Genomic DNA, 20,358 nt, shown 5'->3' on the forward strand with positions numbered 1-20,358 from the left:
GCCGGCCCATGCACCGCCGCGAACTGCTGCGCTTCAGCCTTGGCGCCAGCGTCTTTCTGGCGAGTACCAGCCTGGTCGGCTGCAGCGCACAGACAGCCGCAACGGGTTACCAGGTACTGCGCGACGACGACCTGCCGCTGCTGCGCGCGCTGATCCCGGTGGTACTGGCCGGCACCCAGGCCGCCGAGACACTGGTGCTGCATAGCCTCGACCACAAGCTGGCGGCGCTGTCGCCGGAAATGCTCAAACTCACCCGGCAGTTGTTCGACGTGCTCAACCTGCCGCTCACCCGCGGCCCCCTGACCGGTGTCTGGGGAGCCTGGGAACGAGCCAGCGCCGCGCAGGTCACGGCCTTCCTGCAACGTTGGCAGGACAGCTCGCTGAACCTGCTGCGCATGGGCCACGCCTCGCTGCTGCAGTTGCTGCAGATGGCCTGGTACGAACGCCCCGAATCCTGGGCCGCCTGCGGCTACCCCGGACCACCGAAAATCTGAAAACAACAAGAGCAGCGCCAATGCCTGTACCCGACCCGTTTCGCCAAGGCCTGGAAAGCGGCTGGATCACCCACGACGCCTCGCGCCTGGAGCACGACCTCACGCTGGAAGCCGACGTTGCCGTGATCGGCAGCGGTGCCGGTGGCGCTACCAGCGCGCAAATGCTCAGCACTGCCGGCTTCAAGGTGCTGCTGATCGAAGAAGGCCCGCTGAAGACCAGCAGCGATTTCCACCTGCTGGAAAACGAAGCCTATGCCAGCCTGTACCAGGAAGGCCTGGGCCGCATGAGCAAGGACGGCGCCATCACCATTCTCCAGGGCCGCGCCGTGGGCGGCACCACGCTGGTCAACTGGACCTCGAGCTTTCGCACGCCGCCACAGACCCTGGCGCACTGGGCCGCAGCCCACAACGTGAGCGGCCTGGGCGAGGAGCAGATGCGCCCCTGGTTCGAGCGCATCGAGCAGGAACTGGGCATCACCCCTTGGGCCCTGCCACCGAACGCCAACAACGACGTGCTGCGACGTGGCTGCGAACAGCTGGGCTACCGCTGGGCGGTGATCCCGCGCAACGTGCGCGGCTGCTGGAACCTGGGCTACTGCGGCATGGGTTGCCCGGTGAATGCCAAGCAGTCGATGCTGGTCACGCGTATTCCCGCCACCCTCGAACAAGGCGGCGAGCTGCTGTACCTGGCTCGGGCCGAGCGCTTCGAACACAACGCCGAGCGCATCCAGGGCCTGTCATGCCAGGCGCTGGATAGCCAGGGCATACACACCACCGGCCGGCAGATCCGCGTTCGCGCGCGTCACTACATCCTTGCCGGTGGCGGCATCAACAGCCCGGCCCTGCTGCTGCGTTCCGACGCGCCCGACCCGCATGGCCGCCTGGGCAAACGGACCTTCCTGCACCTGGTCAACTTCAGCGCAGCACGCTTCAACGACCGTATCGACCCCTACTACGGCGCCCCGCAGTCCATCTACAGCGACCATTTCCAATGGCAAGGCGGCAGCGACGGCCCGGTTGGCTACAAGCTGGAAGTACCACCGCTGCACCCGGCCCTGGCCAGCACCCTGCTGGGCGGGCACGGCCACGAGAATGCCCGGCGCATGGCCGAGCTGCCACATACCCACGTGATGCTGGCGCTGCTGCGTGACGGCTTCCACCCGCAAAGCCAGGGAGGGGCCGTGGAGCTGCGCAGCGATGGCTCACCGGTGCTCGATTACCCGGTCACCGACTACCTGCGCGACGGGCTGCGCCGCGCCTACCGCAGCATGGCGCAGATCCAGTTCGCCGCCGGCGCCACCCAGGTCACCCCCGTGCACAGCGATGCCAGCGCCGAGTCCAGCCTGGAGCAGGCCTTGGCCATGATCGACAGGTTGCGCCTGGAGCCGTTTCGCACGCGCCTGGGCAGCGCTCACGTGATGGGTGGCTGCGCCCTCGGCGACGACCCGCGCCAGGCGGTATGCGACAGCCTTGGCCGCCATCACCAGCTGGAAAACCTGTCGGTTCACGACGGCTCGCTGTTCCCCACCAGTATCGGCGCCAACCCGCAACTGTCGGTGTATGCCATCAGCGCCAGGCTCACCGAAGCGCTGGTCGCCCGCCTGGCACACAGCGCATGACAAGGAACAGGCCCCCTGTCTATAGTGCCATCAGCCGGCCGCATGACTTGGCCGGGGCGCCGTCGCTGCGCTACCATCCGACTCCCCAACGCACTCCAGCCAGGATGACGCGATGAACCGAGTGTTGTACCCGGGTACTTTCGACCCCATTACCAAAGGCCATGGCGACCTGGTCGAGCGCGCCTCGCGGTTGTTCGACCACGTGATCATCGCGGTGGCGGCCAGCCCGAAGAAAAACCCGCTGTTCCCGCTGGAACAACGGGTCGAGCTCGCCCGTGAGGTCACCAAGCACCTGCCCAATGTCGAAGTCATCGGCTTCTCCTCGCTGCTGGCGCATTTCGCCAAGGAACAGGGCGCCAACGTCTTCTTGCGTGGCCTGCGTGCGGTGTCCGACTTCGAGTACGAGTTCCAGCTGGCGAACATGAACCGGCAACTGGCTCCCGACGTCGAGAGCCTGTTCCTCACGCCTTCGGAGCGCTACTCGTTCATTTCCTCGACCCTGGTCCGGGAAATTGCCGCGCTGGGCGGTGATATCAGCAAGTTCGTCCACCCAGTGGTGGCCGAGGCGCTGACCGAACGCTTCAAGAAGTGACCTTTAGCGGCTGATCATCGCGCCCGCGTGCACTGCGGGCGCGAATGCGGCACAATTGTGCCCACTGCGTTGAACATGCCCGGGCGCAGAGCCCCGGCCGGAGTCCCCATGTCCCTGATCATCACCGACGATTGCATCAACTGCGACGTCTGCGAACCCGAGTGCCCGAACGAGGCCATCTCCCAAGGCGAAGAGATCTACGTGATCGACCCTAACCTGTGCACCCAGTGCGTGGGCCATTACGACGAGCCGCAATGCCAGCAGGTCTGCCCGGTCGACTGCATCCCGCTGGATGAAGCGCACCCGGAAACCGAAGAAGAGCTGATGGCCAAGTACCGCCGGATTACTGGCAAGGCCTGATCGCTGCCTGGCCGCCTCCACGCGGTCCCTGTGTGGGAGCGGCCTTGCGTCGCGATGGGGCGCGAAGCGGCCCCAGGATTTCAGCTTCGCAGCAGAAACTGCCGGGGCCGCTGTGCGGCCCTTTCGCGACGCAAGGCCGCTCCCACAAGGGGTACCGCGTGACTTGCCTCAGCGCTGGCAGCGCGGGCAATACACACTCGCCCTCTGCCCCAGCTTCACCTCGCGCAACTCCGTGCCACACACCTTGCACGGCTGCCCGCCCCGCCCGTACACGAACAATTCCTGCTGGAAATACCCCGGCTGCCCGTCGCCACCGATGAAGTCGCGTAGCGTGGTGCCGCCCTGCTCGATCGCCGCCGCCAGCACGCGCTTGATCTCGATCGCCAGCTTCAGGTAACGCGCCCGGGAAATCCCGCCCGCTTCCCGACGAGGGTCGATGCCAGCGGCAAACAGCGCCTCGGTGGCGTAGATGTTGCCCACCCCCACCACCACCGCGTTGTCCATGATGAACGGCTTGACCGCCATCGACCGCCCACGGGACAGCTGGAACAGCCGCTCGCCGTCGAACAGGTCGGTCAGCGGCTCCGGCCCCAGCCGCAGCAGCAGTTCGTGGTTGAGCGGGTCCAGGCTCCACAGCATCGCGCCAAAGCGGCGCGGGTCGGTGTAGCGCAGCATCAACCCCGACTCCAGCTCGATATCCACGTGCTCATGCTTGGCCGCCGGCAAGCCCAGCTCGACCAGGCGAAGGTTGCCCGACATGCCCAGGTGACTGATCAGGGTGCCGACCTCGGCATTGATCAACAGGTACTTGGCGCGCCGCTCGACACTGACGATGCGCTGCCCCGACAGGCGCACATCCAGGTCTTCCGGAATCGGCCAGCGCAGGCGCCGGTCACGTACCACCACCCGGCTGACGCGCTGGCCTTCCAGGTGGGGCGCAATACCGCGCCGGGTGGTTTCTACTTCTGGCAATTCCGGCATGTGTCAGTGCCCGCCCAACTCGCGAATGTTCTGCTTGAGGTTTTCGAAATCGTATTCCGACAAGCCAATGTAATCGAGCACCAGCGGGCCGACCACATTCCATTCGTGGTCCACGGCCTGGTTGCCCAGCACCCGGTACGACGCGCAGATGTGCTCGGCCATCTTCAGCACCGCCAGCAGGTTTTTAAGCTGGCTTTGGGTATTGTGCGAACTCTCGTCGCGGAACACCGCCACGGCGTTGTGGTGGTTGGCAATGGCCGCGCTGAGGTGCTCGGGCAGGCGCCAGGACTTGGCAGTGAAATAGCCGACCACCGAATGATTGGTGTTGAACGCGCGGTTTTCGGTGTCGACCACGCGGGTTTCCTCGTCGGCCTTGGCATAGGCCTCTTCCAGCACATCCATGTAGTCGGGGAAGCGCTTGAGCATCAGCGGCACGCCACAGTCATGGAACAGGCCCAGGGTGTAGGCCTCGTCCGCCGCCTGGATGCCGGTGCGCTTGGCCAGGGTCAGGCAGGTCATCGCCACGTCCTGGGCGGTGTCCCAGAAACGGTTGAGGGTAACGATGGTCTCGTCGCTCATCTCGCCCTTGATCGATTGGGCGTTGATCAGGTTGATGATCGAACGGCTGCCCAGCAGGTTCACCGCGCGCTGGATCGAACCGATCTTGTTGGAAAGGCCGAAATGCGGGGAGTTGACCAGTTTGAGCAAGGCGCCCGAGAGGCCCGGGTCCTGGGAAATCAGCTTGGCGATGGTTTCCAGGTCCGGGTCAGGCATGTACTGCTCGAACTGCAGATCGACCATGATCTGCGGTTGCGGCGGGATGGTGATGCCTTGCAAGGCTTGCTGGATCTGTTCGGCGCTGAGTTCTTGGGACATACGTGCACACTCGTTTGGGACCGGCGATTCTAACCCTCCAGACCGGAAAGGGACCAACCACTGAATCGTTGCGCCGGAACTTTACTCTATCCATGCGGGCCTCTCTCTCATATTCATCAAGGAAAGGAGCAAGGCCCATGAGTGCAGAACTGAACGGCAAGCGAGTAGCTTTCCTGGTCACCGACGGCTTCGAGCAAGTGGAACTGACAGGCCCTCGCGAAGCCCTGGAACAGAGCGGCGCGGTGGTGGACATCCTCAGCGACAAGGAGGGTACGGTACGCGGCTGGAACCACGACCAGCCGGCCGACGCATTCGCCGTGGACGCAACCTTCGAAAGCGCCCACCTGGACCTCTACGATGCCCTGGTGCTGCCCGGCGGCGTGCAAAACTCTGACACGATTCGGTTGATCCCCGCCGCACAGAAACTGGTGAAAAGCCACGATTCGGCTGGCAAGCCGCTGGCGGTGATCTGCCACGGTGGCTGGTTGCTGGTGTCGTGCGGGTTAGCCAAGGGCAAGCGGCTGACCAGCTACAAGACCCTGCAGGACGACATCCGCAATGCCGGCGGAGACTGGGTGGATGAAGAAGTGGTCGTCGATGGCAACCTGATCACCAGCCGCCAACCCGACGACATTCCGGCGTTCAACCAGCAACTGATCAAGGCATTGGCAGCCTGACGCCATCTCATGGCCAACGCGAGACCTGCAGGAGCGGCCTTGTGTCGCGAAAGGGCCGCAAAAGCGGCCCCGGCAATCCATGCAGCGCTGCTGAAACCCTGGGGCTGCTGCGCAGCCCTTTCGCGACACAAGGCCGCTCCCACAACGGGCATGCGGCCCGGCAACAGGCTATAATCCCGCTCTTTTTTCCCGGAGCGACGTCATGTCCCTGCCCAGCCTACGCCTCAAAGCCAATGCCGACCGCCGCCTGCGCGCCGGCCACCTGTGGGTCTACAGCAACGAAGTCGACGTCAGCGCGACCCCGCTGCAAGGCTTCCAGGCCGGCCAGCAGGCTGTTCTCGAGGCGGCCAACGGCAAGCCGCTGGGTATCGTCGCACTGAGCCCGAACAACCTGATCTGCGCCCGCCTGCTGTCGCGCGACGCCAAGCTGCCGCTGGACAAGTCGCTGCTGGTGCACCGCCTGAACGTCGCCCTGTCGCTGCGCCAGCGCCTGTTCGACCAACCGTGCTACCGCCTGGTCTATGGCGATTCCGACCTGTTGCCAGGCCTGGTGGTCGACCGCTTCTTCGACATCCTCGTGGTGCAATTGGCCTCGGCCACCATGGAAGCGCACAAGGACGACGTGATTGCAGCCCTGGTACAGGTGCTCAAGCCAAGCGGCATCCTGTTCAAGAACGACTCCTCCGCGCGTGACGCCGAAGGCCTGCAGCGCTATGTCGAGACCGTTTATGGCGAAGTGCCGGACTGGGTGCCGCTGGAAGAAAACGGCGTCAAGTTCGAAGCCCCGGTACGTGAAGGCCAGAAGACCGGCTGGTTCTACGACCACCGCATGAATCGTGCACGCCTGGCGCCGTACGTGAAAGGCAAGCGTGTGCTCGACCTGTTCAGCTACATCGGTGGCTGGGGCGTGCAAGCCGGTGCCTTCGGCGCCAGCGAAGTGTTCTGCGTCGACGCCTCGGGCTTCGCCCTGGACGGCGTGGAGCGTAACGCCGCGCTGAACGGCATCAGCGAGAAACTGACCTGCATCGAAGGCGATGTGTTCGAGGCCCTGCGCGAACTGAAGGCCGCCGAAGAGCGCTTCGACGTGATCATTGCCGACCCACCCGCCTTCATCAAGCGCAAGAAAGACCTGAAAAACGGCGAAGCGGCCTACCGCCGCCTGAACGAACAGGCCATGCGCATGCTGACCAAGGACGGCATCCTGGTCAGTGCCTCGTGCTCGATGCACCTGCCCGAGGACGACCTGCACAACATCCTGCTGACCAGCGCCCGTCACCTGGACCGCAACCTGCAGTTGCTCGAACGCGGCGGCCAGGGCCCGGACCACCCGGTGCACCCGGCCATCGCCGAAACCCGCTACATCAAGAGCATCACCTGCCGGTTGCTGCCTAACAGTTAAGGACAATTCCCGGACTTAACGATCGTGGCCTCGGCGCACACAGCCGAGGCCCTTCCTTCACCTCGTACAACACTGTCAATGCATGGCGGGCACCTAGCATTTTTGCCAGTTGCCTTCGCCAAGTCGCGGGAATCCAATAGGCCATCCACTCGGGCAATTTTTGGAGATCACGCCAGTGAACAACGACCAGTATCAAGTAGAATTAAAGGCCCCCACACTCAAAGAAGCAAACGACGAAAATTTCGTACCGTTAGAAACTTTGAACACGGGCATCACTGTCCTAATTCCTTGGTCAGACTTGTTTGAGGAAGGCGACCACATCGCAATAGGCGTGGGCGGCACAGGCAGCTTTTTCTTCATAGCAGAAGAAGACATTGGCCGCACGATGAAACACTTCATCCCTGGCGAGAAACTACGCGAGGAACATGGGCGCCGCGTTACTCTCTCTTACTTGAACATTAGAATACCCGAGATAACCCCACCTTCCACAGATTATGATTTCGGGACAGAGCTTTACCGTCCTGTAATTGAAAATCTACAGGATGGAGTCCTTCCTTGGGACACTGTGAAAAAAGGCTTTAGCATATCAATACCCATTTACCCTGACGCAACGCTTGCCGATATCGTTCGACTGTTCTTCGTTGGTTCCTATCAACGCTCCAGCAGAATAATTGATGTACCTCTCGAAAATCTGGATGAACCTGTCGTTATCAGTATCGACAAAGCGCTTTCCATCCAGACAAATGGAGGAGAAGTTCACGTCATTTATCAAATCATCCGCGATGACAAGGCACGCACCTCCCCTTCAATAAGCTTTATGAGCGAAGCTCAAGTTTTCGCCCCAAATCCCGCTCATATAATTAAAGCTACCGAGTGCACCCCCACTTTCATGGACCGCGTCGAGTCTGGCACAGGAAAAATGGCATTTAGTACAGAGCTGGGCGCACCACTCCAAGGGGGCGAAGAGGTTTTCCTGTTAGCACTGAATAGCGCACGCATTCAAAATGAGATTTCTCAAACAACCATAACAGCGCCTACAAAAACAGTAGAGCACACACTTTCAAAATCCATACTTTTTTACCTAGGGAACTTCAAACTAATAACACTGGTACATACCTCATCAGGCACCTACACGTCTAACACGCACTTCGTAGCACTGGCCTAAAACACAGCCCCAAGCAGTAGAGTCATATAAACTTGCATGGTCCCTTCGACAAGCCCGAGACGGTCGCTCGCTGAGTACCAGCGGGCCACTGGACTGGGAAGGTCCATTGAGGGTGTATCTCGTGAAGCCGCACATGCGGCGGTCGGATCATAATCAGCTTGGGACGGCAGGTCAGCCCTGGACCGGCGTTTCGGGAGCGTCCTACAAGTGACCGGTCATTAGGCGAAAGCCACCGCCCAGACACATCTCCATTCCCTCGCCGCGCCAGCGGTGTAGAATCGGCCTATTCATCGCCAGTCATCCCCGGCGGGTTTATGAGCTCTGCCCAAGCACGCGGCGATCCCGCGCGGTCTTCGGCCCCATCCGTGCCAGTGGCAACCGGCCTGCGGTACAAAGGAAAAGAGAAGCTCACTCCCCTTTTTGTGACCTGATTAAGCCGCCAGGAGTGTTTCATGCCTGATTATCGTTCCAAGACTTCCACCCAAGGCCGCAACATGGCCGGCGCCCGTGCCCTGTGGCGCGCCACCGGGATGAAGGACGAAGATTTCAAGAAACCGATCATCGCCATCGCCAACTCGTTCACCCAGTTCGTCCCGGGCCACGTGCACCTGAAGGACCTGGGCCAGCTGGTCGCCCGCGAAATCGAACGCGCCGGTGGCGTGGCCAAGGAATTCAACACCATCGCGGTCGATGACGGCATCGCCATGGGCCACGACGGCATGCTCTACTCGCTGCCAAGCCGCGAGATCATCGCCGACGCCGTGGAGTACATGGTCAACGCCCACTGCGCCGACGCCATCGTGTGCATCTCCAACTGCGACAAGATCACCCCCGGCATGCTGATGGCCGCCCTGCGCCTGAACATCCCGGTAATCTTCGTCTCCGGCGGCCCGATGGAAGCCGGCAAGACCAAGCTGGCCAGCCACGGCCTGGACCTGGTCGACGCCATGGTCATTGCCGCCGACTCCTCGGCTTCCGACGAAAAAGTCGCCGAATACGAGCGCAGCGCCTGCCCGACCTGCGGTTCGTGCTCCGGCATGTTCACCGCCAACTCGATGAACTGCCTGACCGAAGCCCTGGGCCTGGCACTGCCGGGCAACGGTTCGACCCTGGCCACCCACGCCGACCGCGAGCAGCTGTTCCTCACTGCCGGCCGCACCATCGTCGAGCTGTGCAAGCGCTACTACGGCGAGAACGATGAGTCGGTACTGCCGCGCAACATCGCCAACTTCAAGGCGTTCGAGAACGCCATGATGCTCGACATCGCCATGGGCGGCTCGACCAACACCATCCTGCACCTGCTGGCTGCCGCCCAGGAAGCCGAGGTGGCGTTCGACCTGCGCGACATCGACCGCCTGTCGCGCAAGGTGCCGCAGCTGTGCAAGGTTGCGCCGAACATCCAGAAATATCACATGGAAGACGTGCACCGTGCCGGCGGCATCTTCAGCATCCTCGGCTCGCTGGCCCGTGGCGGCCTGCTGCACACCGACCTGCCGACCGTGCACAGCCGCAGCATGGAAGAAGCCATCGCCAAGTGGGACATCACCCAGACCGATGACGAAGCCGTGCACACCTTCTTCAAGGCCGGCCCTGCCGGCATCCCGACCCAGACGGCATTCAGCCAGTCGACCCGTTGGGAATCCCTGGATGACGACCGTGAGAACGGCTGCATCCGCAGTGTCGAGCACGCCTATTCGCAGGAAGGCGGCCTGGCCGTGCTGTACGGCAACATCGCGCTGGACGGCTGCGTGGTGAAAACCGCCGGTGTCGACGAGTCGATCCTGGTGTTCGAAGGCACCGCGAAGATCTTCGAGAGCCAGGACAGCGCCGTACGCGGCATCCTCGCCGACGAAGTGAAGGCCGGCGACATCGTGATCATCCGCTACGAAGGCCCGAAAGGTGGCCCGGGCATGCAGGAAATGCTGTACCCGACCTCGTACCTGAAGTCCAAGGGCCTGGGCAAGGCTTGCGCCCTGCTCACCGACGGCCGCTTCTCGGGCGGCACCTCGGGCCTGTCGATCGGCCACGCCTCGCCGGAAGCCGCCGCTGGCGGCGCCATCGGCCTGGTGCGCGACGGCGACAAGGTGCTGATCGACATCCCGAATCGTTCGATCAACCTGCAGGTCAGCGACGAAGAGCTGGCCGAGCGCCGTGTCGAGCAGGACAAGAAGGGCTGGAAACCGGCTGAAGTACGCCCACGCAAGGTGACCACCGCGCTGAAGGCCTATGCCCTGCTGGCGACCAGTGCCGACAAGGGCGCTGTACGTAACAAGGCGATGCTGGAAGGGCTGTGAGGCTCTGACGGTATGAATGAAGAACCGGCGCCCTGGGCGCCGGTTTTTTTATACCTGTGATTTGTGTGCTGCTCGTACTGGCCCTATCGCCGGCAAGCCAGCTCCCACAGAGACCACACAGTTCTGAAGGCCTGTGTGTTCCCTGTGGGAGCTGGCTTGCCGGCGATAGGGCCAGTACAGGCGAAACACCAACTACTGAATCTGCTCCGGCGTCACGATCACCCAGTTCTTGTCCGCCGTCACCGGCAGCCCTTCCTTGGCCTGCGCCGCGGCATTCCTGGCAATCATCCCGTTCATCTGGTCCATGTACTTGGCCTTGCGGTTTATCCACAGGTGGATGCCACCTTTGCCCACATCCACCCCATGAAACTGCATGTAGCCATCACTGGTCGGCGTATCGCCCCCCACCAGCACCGGTTTCTTCCACTCATCGATATAGGTCAGGATCGCCGCCTGCTTGCCTGCCATCCAGGTGGCCGGGGTCCACAGGTACGGGGTCAGCTCCAGCCCCACGTTGGCCTTGGCATCATAGTGCCCGGCGCTGATCTGCTTGCGCGCGGTGGTCAACTGGCCGCTGGCGCGGTCCTTCAGCAGCAGGCTCACGCCAATCACATTCTGCGGTTTCACGTTGTAGCCGTACTTGGGGTCCGACGCGACCATGCGCACCAGTTCCTCGGAAGCAGCGGAAATCACATAGACCTCGATACCATTCTCCATCAGCTTGTTGTACAGCTCGGCCTGGCCCGTGAAGACCTTGGGTGGCTGTACCTCGATGGCCTTGACCTGGTCCCCTTCGTAATAGGTGGCCGGGATCGGTTTGCCGGAGGCCATCAGCTCATCCACCTGCACCTTCAGCTCCTGCAAGGTAAAGCCGGAGAACACCTGGGCCACCCACGGGTAGCAGACCATGTCGTCCACTTCGCACAGCCGGTAGTAGTAACTGAACAGGCTTTCCTTGTGCTCGGCGGTGTCCTTGAACGGCATCAGCTTCAAAGAGGGGTCGAGCTTGTCGCGGCTCAGCAGGCCCTTGTTTTCCATGAACGGCAGCAAGGCCTCTTCAAGGTCGTAGCGGTAACTGGTGTTGTCCATGTCGAAGACAGCGTAGTTACCCTTGTTGGCATTGGCGGCAATCATGCCGTCGAGCTGCCTGGCTGCCTCGGCGGGCCAGTGCTTGAGCTCGGTGGCGAAGGTTTCGATACTGAACAGCAGGGACAGGCCGATGGCGACGGCTTTCGGAGCGAACTTCATGTACGAATCTCCTGAAATGACCCCGAAACGCTAGTGCAACAATCCCCGCCGGCAGCCCTTGATAACGACCTCCATGCAGCTGCAAACGCCGTGTTCATTGCAATCCGCGACACGCCGTTATTCCATAAACGACTATGCACATTCCATTTGGGTATAAATTCGTTTGTTTTCAGCCTGTTAGCATTTCCGTTCGCAATCGCTCACAGAGGCGATGCCTCTTCTGCTTTTTTCTGCTGGAGCTTCAATGAACCTGCCGCTGTCCCTTAACCTGCTGGCGTTCCTGGCCCTGTTGCTGGGCCTGGCACAAACCCGCCGCACCGACTGGAGCCTGGCCAGGAAAGTATTGCTGGGCCTGGTGCTGGGCGTGGTGTTCGGCCTGATCCTGCATACCGTGTATGGCGCTGGCCACCCCGTACTCAAGGCCACCATCAGCTGGCTCGACCTGGTCGGCAACGGCTACGTCGGCCTGTTGCAGATGATCGTCATGCCGCTGATCTTCGCCTCGATCCTCAGTGCCGTGGCTCGCCTGCACAATGCCTCGTCACTGGGCCGCATCAGTGTGCTGAGCATCGGCACCCTGCTGCTGACCACCGCCATCGCCGCGTTGATCGGCATCGTCCTGACCAACCTGTTCGGCCTGAGCGCCGAAGGCCTGGTGGCCGGCGCGCAGGAAAGCGCGCGCATGCAGGTTATTCACAGCGACTACGCCGGCAAGGTCGCCGACCTCAACATCCCGCAACTGCTGCTGTCGTTCATCCCCAGCAACCCGGTAGGTGACCTGGCACGGGCCAAGCCGACCTCGATCATCAGCGTGGTGATCTTTGCCGTCTTCCTCGGCCTGGCCGCGCTGCAGCTGATCAAGGACGATGCCGAGAAAGGCGAACGCGCGCTGTCGGCCATCGACACCCTGCAGGCCTGGGTGATGCGCCTGGTGCGGGTGGTGATGAAGCTGACCCCGTATGGCGTATTGGCGCTGATGACCAAGGTGGTGGCCAGCTCGAACATGGAAGACATCCTCAAGCTTGGCAGCTTCGTGGTGGTGTCGTACCTGGGCCTGGCGCTGATGTTCGTGGTGCACGGCGTTATCCTCGCCGCCACCGGCGTGAGCCCGCTGCGCTTCTTCCGCAAGGTGTGGCCGGTGCTGACCTTCGCCTTCACCAGCCGCTCCAGCGCCGCCAGCATTCCGCTGAACATCGAAGCGCAAACCCGCCGCCTGGGCGTACCGCAGTCGATTGCCAGCTTCAGCGCATCGTTCGGTACCACCATTGGCCAGAACGGCTGCGCAGGCCTCTATCCCGCCATGTTGGCGGTGATGGTGGCGCCGGCGGTGGGCATCGATACCTTCGACCCGCTGTGGATCGCCACCCTCGTGGCCATCGTCACCTTGAGTTCGGCAGGTGTTGCCGGCGTAGGTGGCGGTGCGACTTTCGCCGCGCTGATCGTGCTGCCGGCCATGGGCTTGCCGGTGGAGCTGGTGGCGTTGCTGATTTCGGTGGAGCCGCTGATCGACATGGGCCGCACGGCGTTGAACGTGAACGGTTCGATGACCGCAGGGGTGGTGACCAGCCAACTGCTGAAAGAGACCGACAAGGATGTGCTGGCTGGCGATGAACATGCCGAGCTGAGCCATTCCTGACGGATTGCCGGGGGGCGCGCTGCGCCCCTGTCGCGACACAAGGCCGCTCCTACAACGGACCGCGGCCCCCTGTAGGAGCAGCCTTGTGTCGCGATAGGGCGGCAAGGCAGCCCCGGCAATCTCAAACCTTGTCCCATACCTCGAAATGATACCCAGGCTTGCCTTCCTCAGCCTGCGTCTCGCTCGACACCAAGGTCCACTGCCCCCGATCAAACTCAGGGAACCACGCATCCCCTTCCGGCGACAACTCGACCCGCGTCAGGTACATGCGGCTGACCAGCCCTTTCTCCAGCGCCTGCCCATACAGCTGCGCCCCGCCAATCAGCATCAGCTCATCGACACCGGCCTCCCGCGCCCACTGCTCGGCCCGCACCAACGCCTCTTCCAGCGAGCCGAACACCTCGGCCCCCGCCAGCTTCAGCCCAGCCTGCCGGCTGACGACGATATTCAACCGCCCGGGCAATGGCCTGCCCAGCGAGTCCCAGGTCTTGCGCCCCATGATGATCGGCTTGCCCAGGGTAGTGGCCTTGAAGTACTTGAAGTCCCCCGGCAAATGCCAGGGCATGGAGTTGTCGATGCCGATCACGCGGTTCTCGGCGTGAGCCGCGATCAGGCTGAGGGGGAGTGATGTATTCATGCCAGCGAGGATAGCACCGGGCGTGTGGGTTATGCTTCTGCCCTGACCTGTGCAATGGAAGACCTTGTGACCGCACCGACTTCACTGGACAAGCGCTGGCTCACCGAAGCGGTACGCCTGCGCGAGGAACATGCCGGCCCCCTGGAGGACCAGGAAGCCAACCGCCGCGCCCGCCAGGCAGGCGGTGACCTGGCAGCCCGCATCGAAACCCGCGCCCTGTTCCTGGCCGAACGCGACGGCATCAGCACCGCCCTGCGCCACTGGAAACAGGGCGCTCGCCTGGCGCTGCTGGCCTTGCTGGTGCTGGCCGTGCTCAGCGGCGCAGGGTTGGCACTGGCCGCCTTGGGCGACGGGCAGCGCCCGGTGAATGTGTTCTGGGCCCTGGGCAGCCTGCTCGGGCTGAACCTGCTGATGCTGCTGGGCTGGGCCATCGGCTTTGCCCTTAGCGGCGAGCATGGCGCGGGGCTGGGCCGCCTGTGGCTGTGGCTGAGCGAACGCTTTGCCCGTGACGCCAAGGCCGCGCACCTGGCACCAGCGCTGCTGGTGCTGCTGCAACGCCAGCGCCTGAACCGCTGGCTGCTCGGCCTGCTGGTGCATGGCCTGTGGCTGCTGGCGATGATCACCGCACTGGCCATGCTGCTGGCCTTGCTGGCGACCCGGCGCTATGGCTTTGTTTGGGAGACCACCCTGCTCGCCGCCGACCCGTTCATCCACCTGACCCAAGCCTTGGGCGCGCTGCCTTCGTTGCTGGGCTTCACGGTACCCGACGAGACCATGATCCGCGCCAGCGGCGACAGCCAGCCGGCCCTGGACCTGGCGCGCCAAGCCTGGGCCAGCTGGCTGCTTGGCGTGGTGCTGGTGTACGGCCTGCTGCCGCGTCTGCTGTTGGCCGGGCTGTGCCTGTGGCGCTGGCGTCAAGGCCGCCAACACCTGGCGCTGGACCTCAGCCTGCCCGGCTACGCGCAGCTGCGTGAAGCGCTGATGCCACGCAGCGAACGCATCGGCGTCCAGGATGCCGCGCCCGAAGCCTTGCCGCAGTTTGCCGCTGGCCAGCTGGAAAGCGGCAGCAGCGGCGCCCTGCTGGTCGGCCTGGAGCTGGACGACCAGCACCCCTGGCCACCCGCCCTGCCGAAAAGCGTGACCAGTGCTGGCGTGCTCGACAGCCGCGAATCGCGCAACCGCCTGCTCGAACAGCTCAGCCGTTTTCCGCCGGCACGCCTGGCCATCGCTTGCGACCCGCGCCGTTCGCCCGACCGCGGCAGCCTGGCGCTGCTCGCCGAGCTGGCACGCAATGCCGGCGCCACCCGCATCTGGCTACTGCAGGCCGCACCGGGCGAGGCCCTGGACGCCCAGCGCCTGGGCGACTGGCACGAAGCCCTCGACCGCCTTGGCCTGGCGCATGCCGATACCTCGCCGCTGACCTGGCTGGAGCATGGCCATGACTGAGCCGCTGAAACTGGCCGTGGTCGGCCACACCAACGTCGGCAAGACCTCGCTGCTGCGCACCCTGACCCGTGACGTCGGCTTTGGCGAAGTCTCCCACCGCCCCAGCACCACCCGCCATGTGGAAGGTGCGCGGCTGTCGGTGGACGGCGAACCCTTGCTCGAGCTGTACGACACCCCGGGCCTGGAAGACGCCATCGCCCTGCTCGACTACCTCGAACGCCTGGAGCGCCCGGGCGAGCGCCTGGACGGCCCGGCCCGCCTCGAGCGCTTTCTGCAAGGCAGCGAGGCACGCCAGCGTTTCGAGCAGGAGGCCAAGGTGCTGCGCCAGCTGCTGGCCAGCAATGCCGGCTTGTATGTGATCGACGCCCGCGAACCGGTGCTGGCCAAATACCGCGACGAACTGGAAGTGCTGGCCAGTTGCGGCAAGCCGCTGCTACCGGTGCTCAACTTCGTCGCCAGCCACCAGCACCGCGAGCCGCAATGGCGTGAAGCCCTTGCCAGGCTTGGGCTTCACGCGTTGGTGCGGTTCGACAGCGTGGCCCCGCCAGAGGATGGCGAGCGCCGGTTGTACGAAAGCCTGGCCCTGCTGCTGGAAGACGCCCGCCCGGCCCTGCAGCGGCTGATCGACGACCAGCAGGCACAGCGCCTGGCGCGTCGGCACAGCGGCAAGCGCCTGATTGCCGAGCTGCTGCTGGACTGCGCTGCCTGCCGGCGCAGCGTCGAGGCCGAACCGGCTGCCGAAGCCCGGGCCATCGAGGCATTGCGGCAAGAGGTGCGCCAGCGCGAGCAGCGCTGCGTCGAGGCACTGCTCAAGCTGTATGCCTTCCGCCGTGAGGACGCCCATGCCAGCGACCTGCCGTTGCTGGATGGCCGTTGGGGCGATGACCTGTTCAACCCCGAAACCTTGAAGCTGCTGGGCGTGCGCTTGGGCAGTGGTGTGGCCGCCGGTGCTGCGGCGGGTGCCGGGGTAGACCTGCTGGTCGGCGGCCTGACACTGGGGGCTGCCGCCCTGGCCGGGGCGATTGCCGGCGGCGCGCTGCAGACGGCGCGCAACTATGGGTCGCGGTTGATGGGCAAGCTCAAGGGCAAGCGCGAGCTGACGGTGGACGACACGGTGTTGCGCTTGTTGGCCTTGCGTCAGCAGCAGTTGATGGTGGCGCTGGAAAACCGCGGGCATGCGGCGCAGGACAGCATTCGGCTGGGGGAGCTGGACGAGAAGGCCTGGCGGGAGGGCAAGTTGCCGGAGGCGCTGAGCAAGGCGCGGGCGCATCCGCAGTGGTCCACCCTCAACCCTGGGGCGAAGCTGAACCAGGCTGAGCGGCAGGAACAGCTGGAGGCGCTGGTTTCACAGTTTTGATCAAGCAGGTCTGGCCTCTTCGCGGGTAAACCCGCTCCCACAGGTATCTCACATTCCTTGAGATGTGCACTATTCCTGTGGGAGCGGGTTCACCCGCGAAGAGGCCCGCACAGGCAGCCCACATCTCATAGTAATGCCAAAGCCTTCCGCTTCAACCCATCCAGGTCAATCACCGCCACCCCGACCACTTTGGCCCGCTCATCCCACTCCCTCATCCGCAAGCTCACCTCGAACAGCGGATCCCGCTCGAACACATCCGCCTCGTCCTCGCTCATCACGCCCCCCTGATACTCCAAGGTCCGCCGGCTCGCCTCACTCAACCGCTGGTAATACCCAGGCTGGCGCAAAGTCAGGTAGCGCTTGGCCTCCACGTGATACTGCACCAGCCGCGCCATGCGTTCGCCGAAACCACAGCGGCGTAAATACTCGGCGCCGATGCGCTCATGGCTGACCACGCCATAGCCGCCCATGCTGGCGTCACCGCCGCACAGGTGGCCGATGTCGTGGAAGAACGCCGCCAGCACCACTTCGTCGTCGAAGCCTTCGGCCATGGCCAGTTGCGCGGCCTGGGACATGTGTTCGAGCTGGGTGATGGCTTCGCCGATGTAGTCGTCACTACCGTGGCGTTCGTACAGCGCGAAGGTGCTGTCGATGATCTGGGCTGGGGTGGGCATCACTGTTTATTCCTGGCTGGATTGCAGCAGTGGCTTCTTCGCGGGCATGCCCGCTCCCACAAGGATCGCACACAGCTGAAGGACTGCGCGGTACCTGTGGGAGCGGGCGCGCCCGCGAAGAGGCCGGTGCAGGTTACTGCTGAGCCACCTTCTCCGACTTGCCGTCATAGCGCTTGCGCCACTCGGCCAGGATCTGGTCACGGTTCTTCGAGGCCCAGGCAAAGTCGTTCTTGATCAGGCGCTGTTCATAGTCCGCCGGCAGTTCGGTCTGCGGCTTGGCAATACCCGGGGCAGCCAGCACGGCGAAGTTCTCCTTGTACAGCTCCATGGCCGCCGGGCTTGCCGAGAAATCAGCCAGGCGCTTGGCCGCATCCGCTTTTGGCGAACCTTTGATCACCGCAGTCGCCTCGATCTCCCAACCCAGGCCTTCCTTCGGCAGCACGATGTCCAGCGGCGCGCCCTGGCGCTTGAGCTGCACGGCCGGGTACTCGAACGAGATACCGATCGGGAATTCACCCGCTGCGGCAAGCTTGCACGGCTTGGAACCGGAATGAACGTACTGGCCGATGTTCTGGTGCAGTGCATCCATGTACGCCCAACCCTGTGGCTCGCCAAAGGTCTGCAGCCAGGCACTGACATCCAGGAAGCCGGTGCCGGACGAGGCAGGGTTCGGCATGACGATCTTGCCCTTGTACTCGGGCTTGGTCAGGTCCTGCCAGCTTACCGGCTTGCTCAGGCCCTGCTTCTCGGCCTCGATGGTATTGAAGCAGATGGTCGCGGCCCACACGTCCATACCGACCCAGGCTGGCGGGTTGGCAGCATCGCGATAATTGGCGGCAATCTTGCCCAGGTCCTTCGGTGCGTAGGCTTCGAGCATGCCGTTCTGGTCGAGGATGGCCAGGCTGGAAGCAGCCAGGCCCCACACTGCGTCGGCTTGCGGGCGGTCTTTCTCGGCCAGCAGCTTGGCGGTGATGATGCCGGTGGAGTCACGAACCCACTTGATCTCGATGTCCGGGTTGGCCTTCTCGAAGGCCTGTTTGTAGCTCTTCAGCTGTTCGGCTTCCAGGGCGGTGTAGACCGTCAGCTGGGTACCAGCGGCCGAAGCCTGCAGGCTGAACACGGCGGAAACGGCAGCGGCAAGTGCAAGGTGCTTGTACATGGGTAGGTTCCTTACAGGTCAGACGGTCGCGGCGCGTTGGCGCCAGGCTTGGGAGCGGCGCAGCAGGCCGCGTGAGGCTGCGGCCAGCAGCAGTGAAGCGCCGGCACTGGTCAGCAGGATCAGGGTGGACATGGCGGCGGCACCACCGACATTGCCGGCGTCATCCATGTTCAGCACGGCGACGGCAGCCAGGATGGTGTCGGGGCTGTACAGGAAGATCGCCGCCGACACGGTGGTCATCGCCGAGACGAACAGGTAGCGGATGATGTCCAGCAGCGCCGGCAGGCAGATCGGCACGGTAACCCGCAGGAAGTGCCTGTACAGCGGCGCCTTCAGCGACAGCGCGGCGGCCTCGAACTCGCCGTCGAGCTGGCGCAGGGCGGTGGTCGCGGTCATCTGCGCGGTGGTCAGGTAGTGGGCGATGGTGCACACCACCAGCAGCCCCATGCCGCCGTAGAACACATGCAGAGGGTTGCCGTTCAGGTTGAAGAAGAATACGTAGCCCAGGCCCAGCACCAGGCCCGGCACGGCCATGGGGATGAAGCTGAGCAGGCGCAGCGCCTGGTTGAGCAGGCGTTGGCCCTGGGTCTTCTCCATCAGGTAGGCGCCGGTGAAGATCACGATGCTGCCGATCAGCGCGGTGCCGATGGCCATGGTCACGCTGTTGCGGTAGGCCAGCCAGCCACCACCGGCGGTGTCCTCGAACATGTAGTGACGCAGCGACAACGACAGGTTGTAGGGCCAGAAAGTAACCAGCGACGAGTACATCGCCATGCCGATCACCAGCAGCAATGCCGCGCACACCAGCAGCACGATCGCCAGGAAACAGGCATCACGGCCGCGCGACGGCTTGGGCTCGAACACCTGGGCACGGCCGCTCATGGCCTCGCCCTGGCGCCGGCGCAGCCAGGCATCGACGGTAAAGCTGAACAGCGCCGGCAACAGCAGCACCATGCCGATCAGCGCGCCGCGGCCGAACTGCTGCTGGCCGACCACAGCCTTGTAGGCTTCCAGGGCCAGCACCTGATAGTCGCCGCCGACCACGACCGGTACACCGAAGTCGGTGATGGTCAGGGTGAACACCAGGCAGAACGCTGCGAATACTGCCTGGCGCGTGGCCGGCCAGGTGATGCTGGTGAACGCTCGCCAAGGGCCGGCACCCATGCTGGACGCTGCGTCGAACAGGCGTGCATCGGCCAGCGATAGCGCCGACAGCAGGATCATCAGGGCATGCGGGAAGGTGTAGATGGCCTCGCCCAGCACAATGCCCCAGAAGCCATAGATGTTGTCGCTGAGCAACCCGCGCAGCAGCCCCTGGTTACCGAACAGGTAGACTAGGGCGATGGCCGGCAGCATTGACGGCGCCAGCAGCGGCAGCAACGAAATCCCCCGCCACAGGCCTTTGCCCGGAATCAGCGTGCGTTGCAGGGCATAGGCGAACAGGTAGGCCAGCGGCACCACGATGGCTGCCACCGTGAAGGCCACCGACAGGCTGTTGCCCAGCAGCCAGTGGAAGTTTTCACTGGCGAACAGTTCGCGGGCCGCCAGCAGGCCGCCACCCTGGCCCGCTTCTGCACTGAAGCCGCGCCAGAAGATCGCCAGCAGCGGCATCAGCACCGCCAGCACCAGAAGGATCAGCAGCAGACTCTTGCCGCCGCCGACGAACAACCGGTCGCCCAGGGCGACGCCAGCACGCGGCGTGGCCTTGGCCTGGCTCAGCGGCAGGGACATTGGCGCGGCCATC

At 63.8% G+C, this 20,358-nt stretch carries 18 protein-coding genes; 11 read left to right on the forward strand and 7 right to left on the reverse strand.

The window, feature by feature from the left end; genetic code table 11:
* The first annotated feature begins 8 nt into the window (after positions 1–8).
* The 4 genes from RYH74_RS01130 (at position 9) to RYH74_RS01145 (ending at position 3,065) form a co-directional block, all read left to right on the forward strand.
* On the forward strand, positions 9–494 hold the full coding sequence (locus tag RYH74_RS01130) for a twin-arginine translocation pathway signal protein (RefSeq protein ID WP_075046664.1): 486 nt from the start codon (positions 9–11) through the stop codon (positions 492–494).
* Between the two features lie 20 nt (positions 495–514).
* Positions 515–2,113, forward strand: coding sequence for a GMC family oxidoreductase (locus tag RYH74_RS01135; protein WP_075046665.1), 1,599 nt, complete (start codon positions 515–517; stop codon positions 2,111–2,113).
* Positions 2,114–2,225: 112 nt separating this feature from the next.
* Complete coding sequence (gene coaD / locus RYH74_RS01140) at positions 2,226–2,705, forward strand: pantetheine-phosphate adenylyltransferase (RefSeq protein WP_014861498.1); 480 nt, start codon at positions 2,226–2,228, stop codon at positions 2,703–2,705.
* A 108-nt stretch (positions 2,706–2,813) separates the two neighbouring features.
* Positions 2,814–3,065, forward strand: coding sequence for a YfhL family 4Fe-4S dicluster ferredoxin (locus tag RYH74_RS01145; protein ID WP_013974644.1), 252 nt, complete (start codon positions 2,814–2,816; stop codon positions 3,063–3,065).
* Between the two features lie 168 nt (positions 3,066–3,233).
* Here RYH74_RS01145 and mutM read toward each other — a convergent pair whose 3' ends face one another.
* Both mutM and RYH74_RS01155 read right to left on the reverse strand, forming a co-directional pair.
* Complete coding sequence (gene mutM, locus RYH74_RS01150) at positions 3,234–4,046, reverse strand: bifunctional DNA-formamidopyrimidine glycosylase/DNA-(apurinic or apyrimidinic site) lyase (RefSeq protein WP_010955661.1); 813 nt, start codon at positions 4,044–4,046, stop codon at positions 3,234–3,236.
* A 3-nt stretch (positions 4,047–4,049) separates the two neighbouring features.
* Complete coding sequence (locus RYH74_RS01155) at positions 4,050–4,868, reverse strand: HDOD domain-containing protein (protein ID WP_204249939.1); 819 nt, start codon at positions 4,866–4,868, stop codon at positions 4,050–4,052.
* Between the two features lie 191 nt (positions 4,869–5,059).
* Here RYH74_RS01155 and RYH74_RS01160 point away from each other — a divergent pair, with 191 nt between their 5' ends.
* The 4 genes from RYH74_RS01160 to ilvD all read left to right on the forward strand — a co-directional run bounded on the left by RYH74_RS01160 (position 5,060) and on the right by ilvD (position 10,457).
* Positions 5,060–5,599 carry a type 1 glutamine amidotransferase domain-containing protein gene (locus RYH74_RS01160; protein ID WP_025340987.1) on the forward strand — a complete coding sequence of 180 codons (540 nt, stop codon included), beginning with the start codon at positions 5,060–5,062 and terminating at the stop codon, positions 5,597–5,599.
* Between the two features lie 202 nt (positions 5,600–5,801).
* Entirely contained in the window at positions 5,802–6,998 is a 1,197-nt protein-coding gene (locus tag RYH74_RS01165) for a class I SAM-dependent rRNA methyltransferase (RefSeq protein WP_013974648.1), read from the forward strand.
* A gap of 175 nt (positions 6,999–7,173) precedes the next feature.
* A complete protein-coding gene (locus RYH74_RS01170) occupies positions 7,174–8,163 on the forward strand; it encodes a hypothetical protein (protein ID WP_317408851.1) in 990 nt (329 codons plus the stop codon).
* Positions 8,164–8,615: 452 nt separating this feature from the next.
* Positions 8,616–10,457: a dihydroxy-acid dehydratase gene (ilvD, locus tag RYH74_RS01175; RefSeq protein WP_025340988.1), complete on the forward strand. Its 1,842-nt coding sequence runs from the start codon at positions 8,616–8,618 to the stop codon at positions 10,455–10,457.
* Positions 10,458–10,649: 192 nt separating this feature from the next.
* Here ilvD and RYH74_RS01180 read toward each other — a convergent pair whose 3' ends face one another.
* Entirely contained in the window at positions 10,650–11,705 is a 1,056-nt protein-coding gene (locus RYH74_RS01180; RefSeq protein WP_317408852.1) for a haloacid dehalogenase-like hydrolase, read from the reverse strand.
* A 244-nt stretch (positions 11,706–11,949) separates the two neighbouring features.
* On the opposite strand from RYH74_RS01180, the gene RYH74_RS01185 reads away from it, so the two are divergent.
* Positions 11,950–13,341 carry an L-cystine transporter gene (locus RYH74_RS01185; protein ID WP_075046670.1) on the forward strand — a complete coding sequence of 464 codons (1,392 nt, stop codon included), beginning with the start codon at positions 11,950–11,952 and terminating at the stop codon, positions 13,339–13,341.
* Between the two features lie 121 nt (positions 13,342–13,462).
* Here the strand turns inward: RYH74_RS01185 and RYH74_RS01190 are convergent, their stop codons facing one another.
* Positions 13,463–13,978, reverse strand: a complete 516-nt coding sequence (locus RYH74_RS01190) for a dihydrofolate reductase (RefSeq protein ID WP_075046671.1) — start codon at positions 13,976–13,978, stop codon at positions 13,463–13,465.
* A 54-nt stretch (positions 13,979–14,032) separates the two neighbouring features.
* On the opposite strand from RYH74_RS01190, the gene RYH74_RS01195 reads away from it, so the two are divergent.
* Positions 14,033–15,424, forward strand: coding sequence for a DUF2868 domain-containing protein (locus tag RYH74_RS01195; RefSeq protein WP_075047057.1), 1,392 nt, complete (start codon positions 14,033–14,035; stop codon positions 15,422–15,424).
* On the forward strand, positions 15,417–16,781 hold the full coding sequence (locus RYH74_RS01200) for a GTPase/DUF3482 domain-containing protein (protein ID WP_061550299.1): 1,365 nt from the start codon (positions 15,417–15,419) through the stop codon (positions 16,779–16,781). The genes RYH74_RS01195 and RYH74_RS01200 overlap by 8 nt, the downstream gene beginning before the upstream one ends.
* A gap of 125 nt (positions 16,782–16,906) precedes the next feature.
* Here the strand turns inward: RYH74_RS01200 and RYH74_RS01205 are convergent, their stop codons facing one another.
* The 3 genes from RYH74_RS01205 to RYH74_RS01215 all read right to left on the reverse strand — a co-directional run bounded on the left by RYH74_RS01205 (position 16,907) and on the right by RYH74_RS01215 (position 20,357).
* The gene (locus tag RYH74_RS01205) at positions 16,907–17,455 is read right to left on the reverse strand and encodes a phosphonate degradation HD-domain oxygenase (protein WP_024087867.1); all 549 of its coding nucleotides are present in this window, start codon (positions 17,453–17,455) and stop codon (positions 16,907–16,909) included.
* 133 nt (positions 17,456–17,588) lie between these two features.
* Positions 17,589–18,614, reverse strand: a complete 1,026-nt coding sequence (locus tag RYH74_RS01210) for a putative 2-aminoethylphosphonate ABC transporter substrate-binding protein (protein WP_085592463.1) — start codon at positions 18,612–18,614, stop codon at positions 17,589–17,591.
* Positions 18,615–18,632: 18 nt separating this feature from the next.
* A complete protein-coding gene (locus RYH74_RS01215) occupies positions 18,633–20,357 on the reverse strand; it encodes a putative 2-aminoethylphosphonate ABC transporter permease subunit (protein ID WP_317408853.1) in 1,725 nt (574 codons plus the stop codon).
* Between the last annotated feature and the right edge of the window lies 1 nt (position 20,358).

The sequence above is a fragment of the Pseudomonas sp. LSJ-87 genome, from assembly GCF_032971465.1.
Taxonomy (GTDB): Bacteria; Pseudomonadota; Gammaproteobacteria; order Pseudomonadales; family Pseudomonadaceae; genus Aquipseudomonas; species Aquipseudomonas putida_Z.

Coding starts and splice junctions, on each gene's coding strand:
- coaD (WP_014861498.1), top strand. CDS start 2,226: ATGAACCGAGTGTTGTACCCGGGTACTTTCGACCCCATTACCAAAGGC.
- RYH74_RS01135 (WP_075046665.1), top strand. CDS start 515: ATGCCTGTACCCGACCCGTTTCGCCAAGGCCTGGAAAGCGGCTGGATC.
- ilvD (WP_025340988.1), top strand. CDS start 8,616: ATGCCTGATTATCGTTCCAAGACTTCCACCCAAGGCCGCAACATGGCC.
- RYH74_RS01215 (WP_317408853.1), bottom strand. CDS start 20,357: ATGGCCGCGCCAATGTCCCTGCCGCTGAGCCAGGCCAAGGCCACGCCG.
- RYH74_RS01190 (WP_075046671.1), bottom strand. CDS start 13,978: ATGAATACATCACTCCCCCTCAGCCTGATCGCGGCTCACGCCGAGAAC.
- RYH74_RS01205 (WP_024087867.1), bottom strand. CDS start 17,455: ATGCCCACCCCAGCCCAGATCATCGACAGCACCTTCGCGCTGTACGAA.
- RYH74_RS01165 (WP_013974648.1), top strand. CDS start 5,802: ATGTCCCTGCCCAGCCTACGCCTCAAAGCCAATGCCGACCGCCGCCTG.
- RYH74_RS01185 (WP_075046670.1), top strand. CDS start 11,950: ATGAACCTGCCGCTGTCCCTTAACCTGCTGGCGTTCCTGGCCCTGTTG.
- RYH74_RS01145 (WP_013974644.1), top strand. CDS start 2,814: ATGTCCCTGATCATCACCGACGATTGCATCAACTGCGACGTCTGCGAA.
- RYH74_RS01160 (WP_025340987.1), top strand. CDS start 5,060: ATGAGTGCAGAACTGAACGGCAAGCGAGTAGCTTTCCTGGTCACCGAC.
- RYH74_RS01200 (WP_061550299.1), top strand. CDS start 15,417: ATGACTGAGCCGCTGAAACTGGCCGTGGTCGGCCACACCAACGTCGGC.
- RYH74_RS01195 (WP_075047057.1), top strand. CDS start 14,033: ATGGAAGACCTTGTGACCGCACCGACTTCACTGGACAAGCGCTGGCTC.
- RYH74_RS01180 (WP_317408852.1), bottom strand. CDS start 11,705: ATGAAGTTCGCTCCGAAAGCCGTCGCCATCGGCCTGTCCCTGCTGTTC.
- mutM (WP_010955661.1), bottom strand. CDS start 4,046: ATGCCGGAATTGCCAGAAGTAGAAACCACCCGGCGCGGTATTGCGCCC.
- RYH74_RS01210 (WP_085592463.1), bottom strand. CDS start 18,614: ATGTACAAGCACCTTGCACTTGCCGCTGCCGTTTCCGCCGTGTTCAGC.
- RYH74_RS01130 (WP_075046664.1), top strand. CDS start 9: ATGCACCGCCGCGAACTGCTGCGCTTCAGCCTTGGCGCCAGCGTCTTT.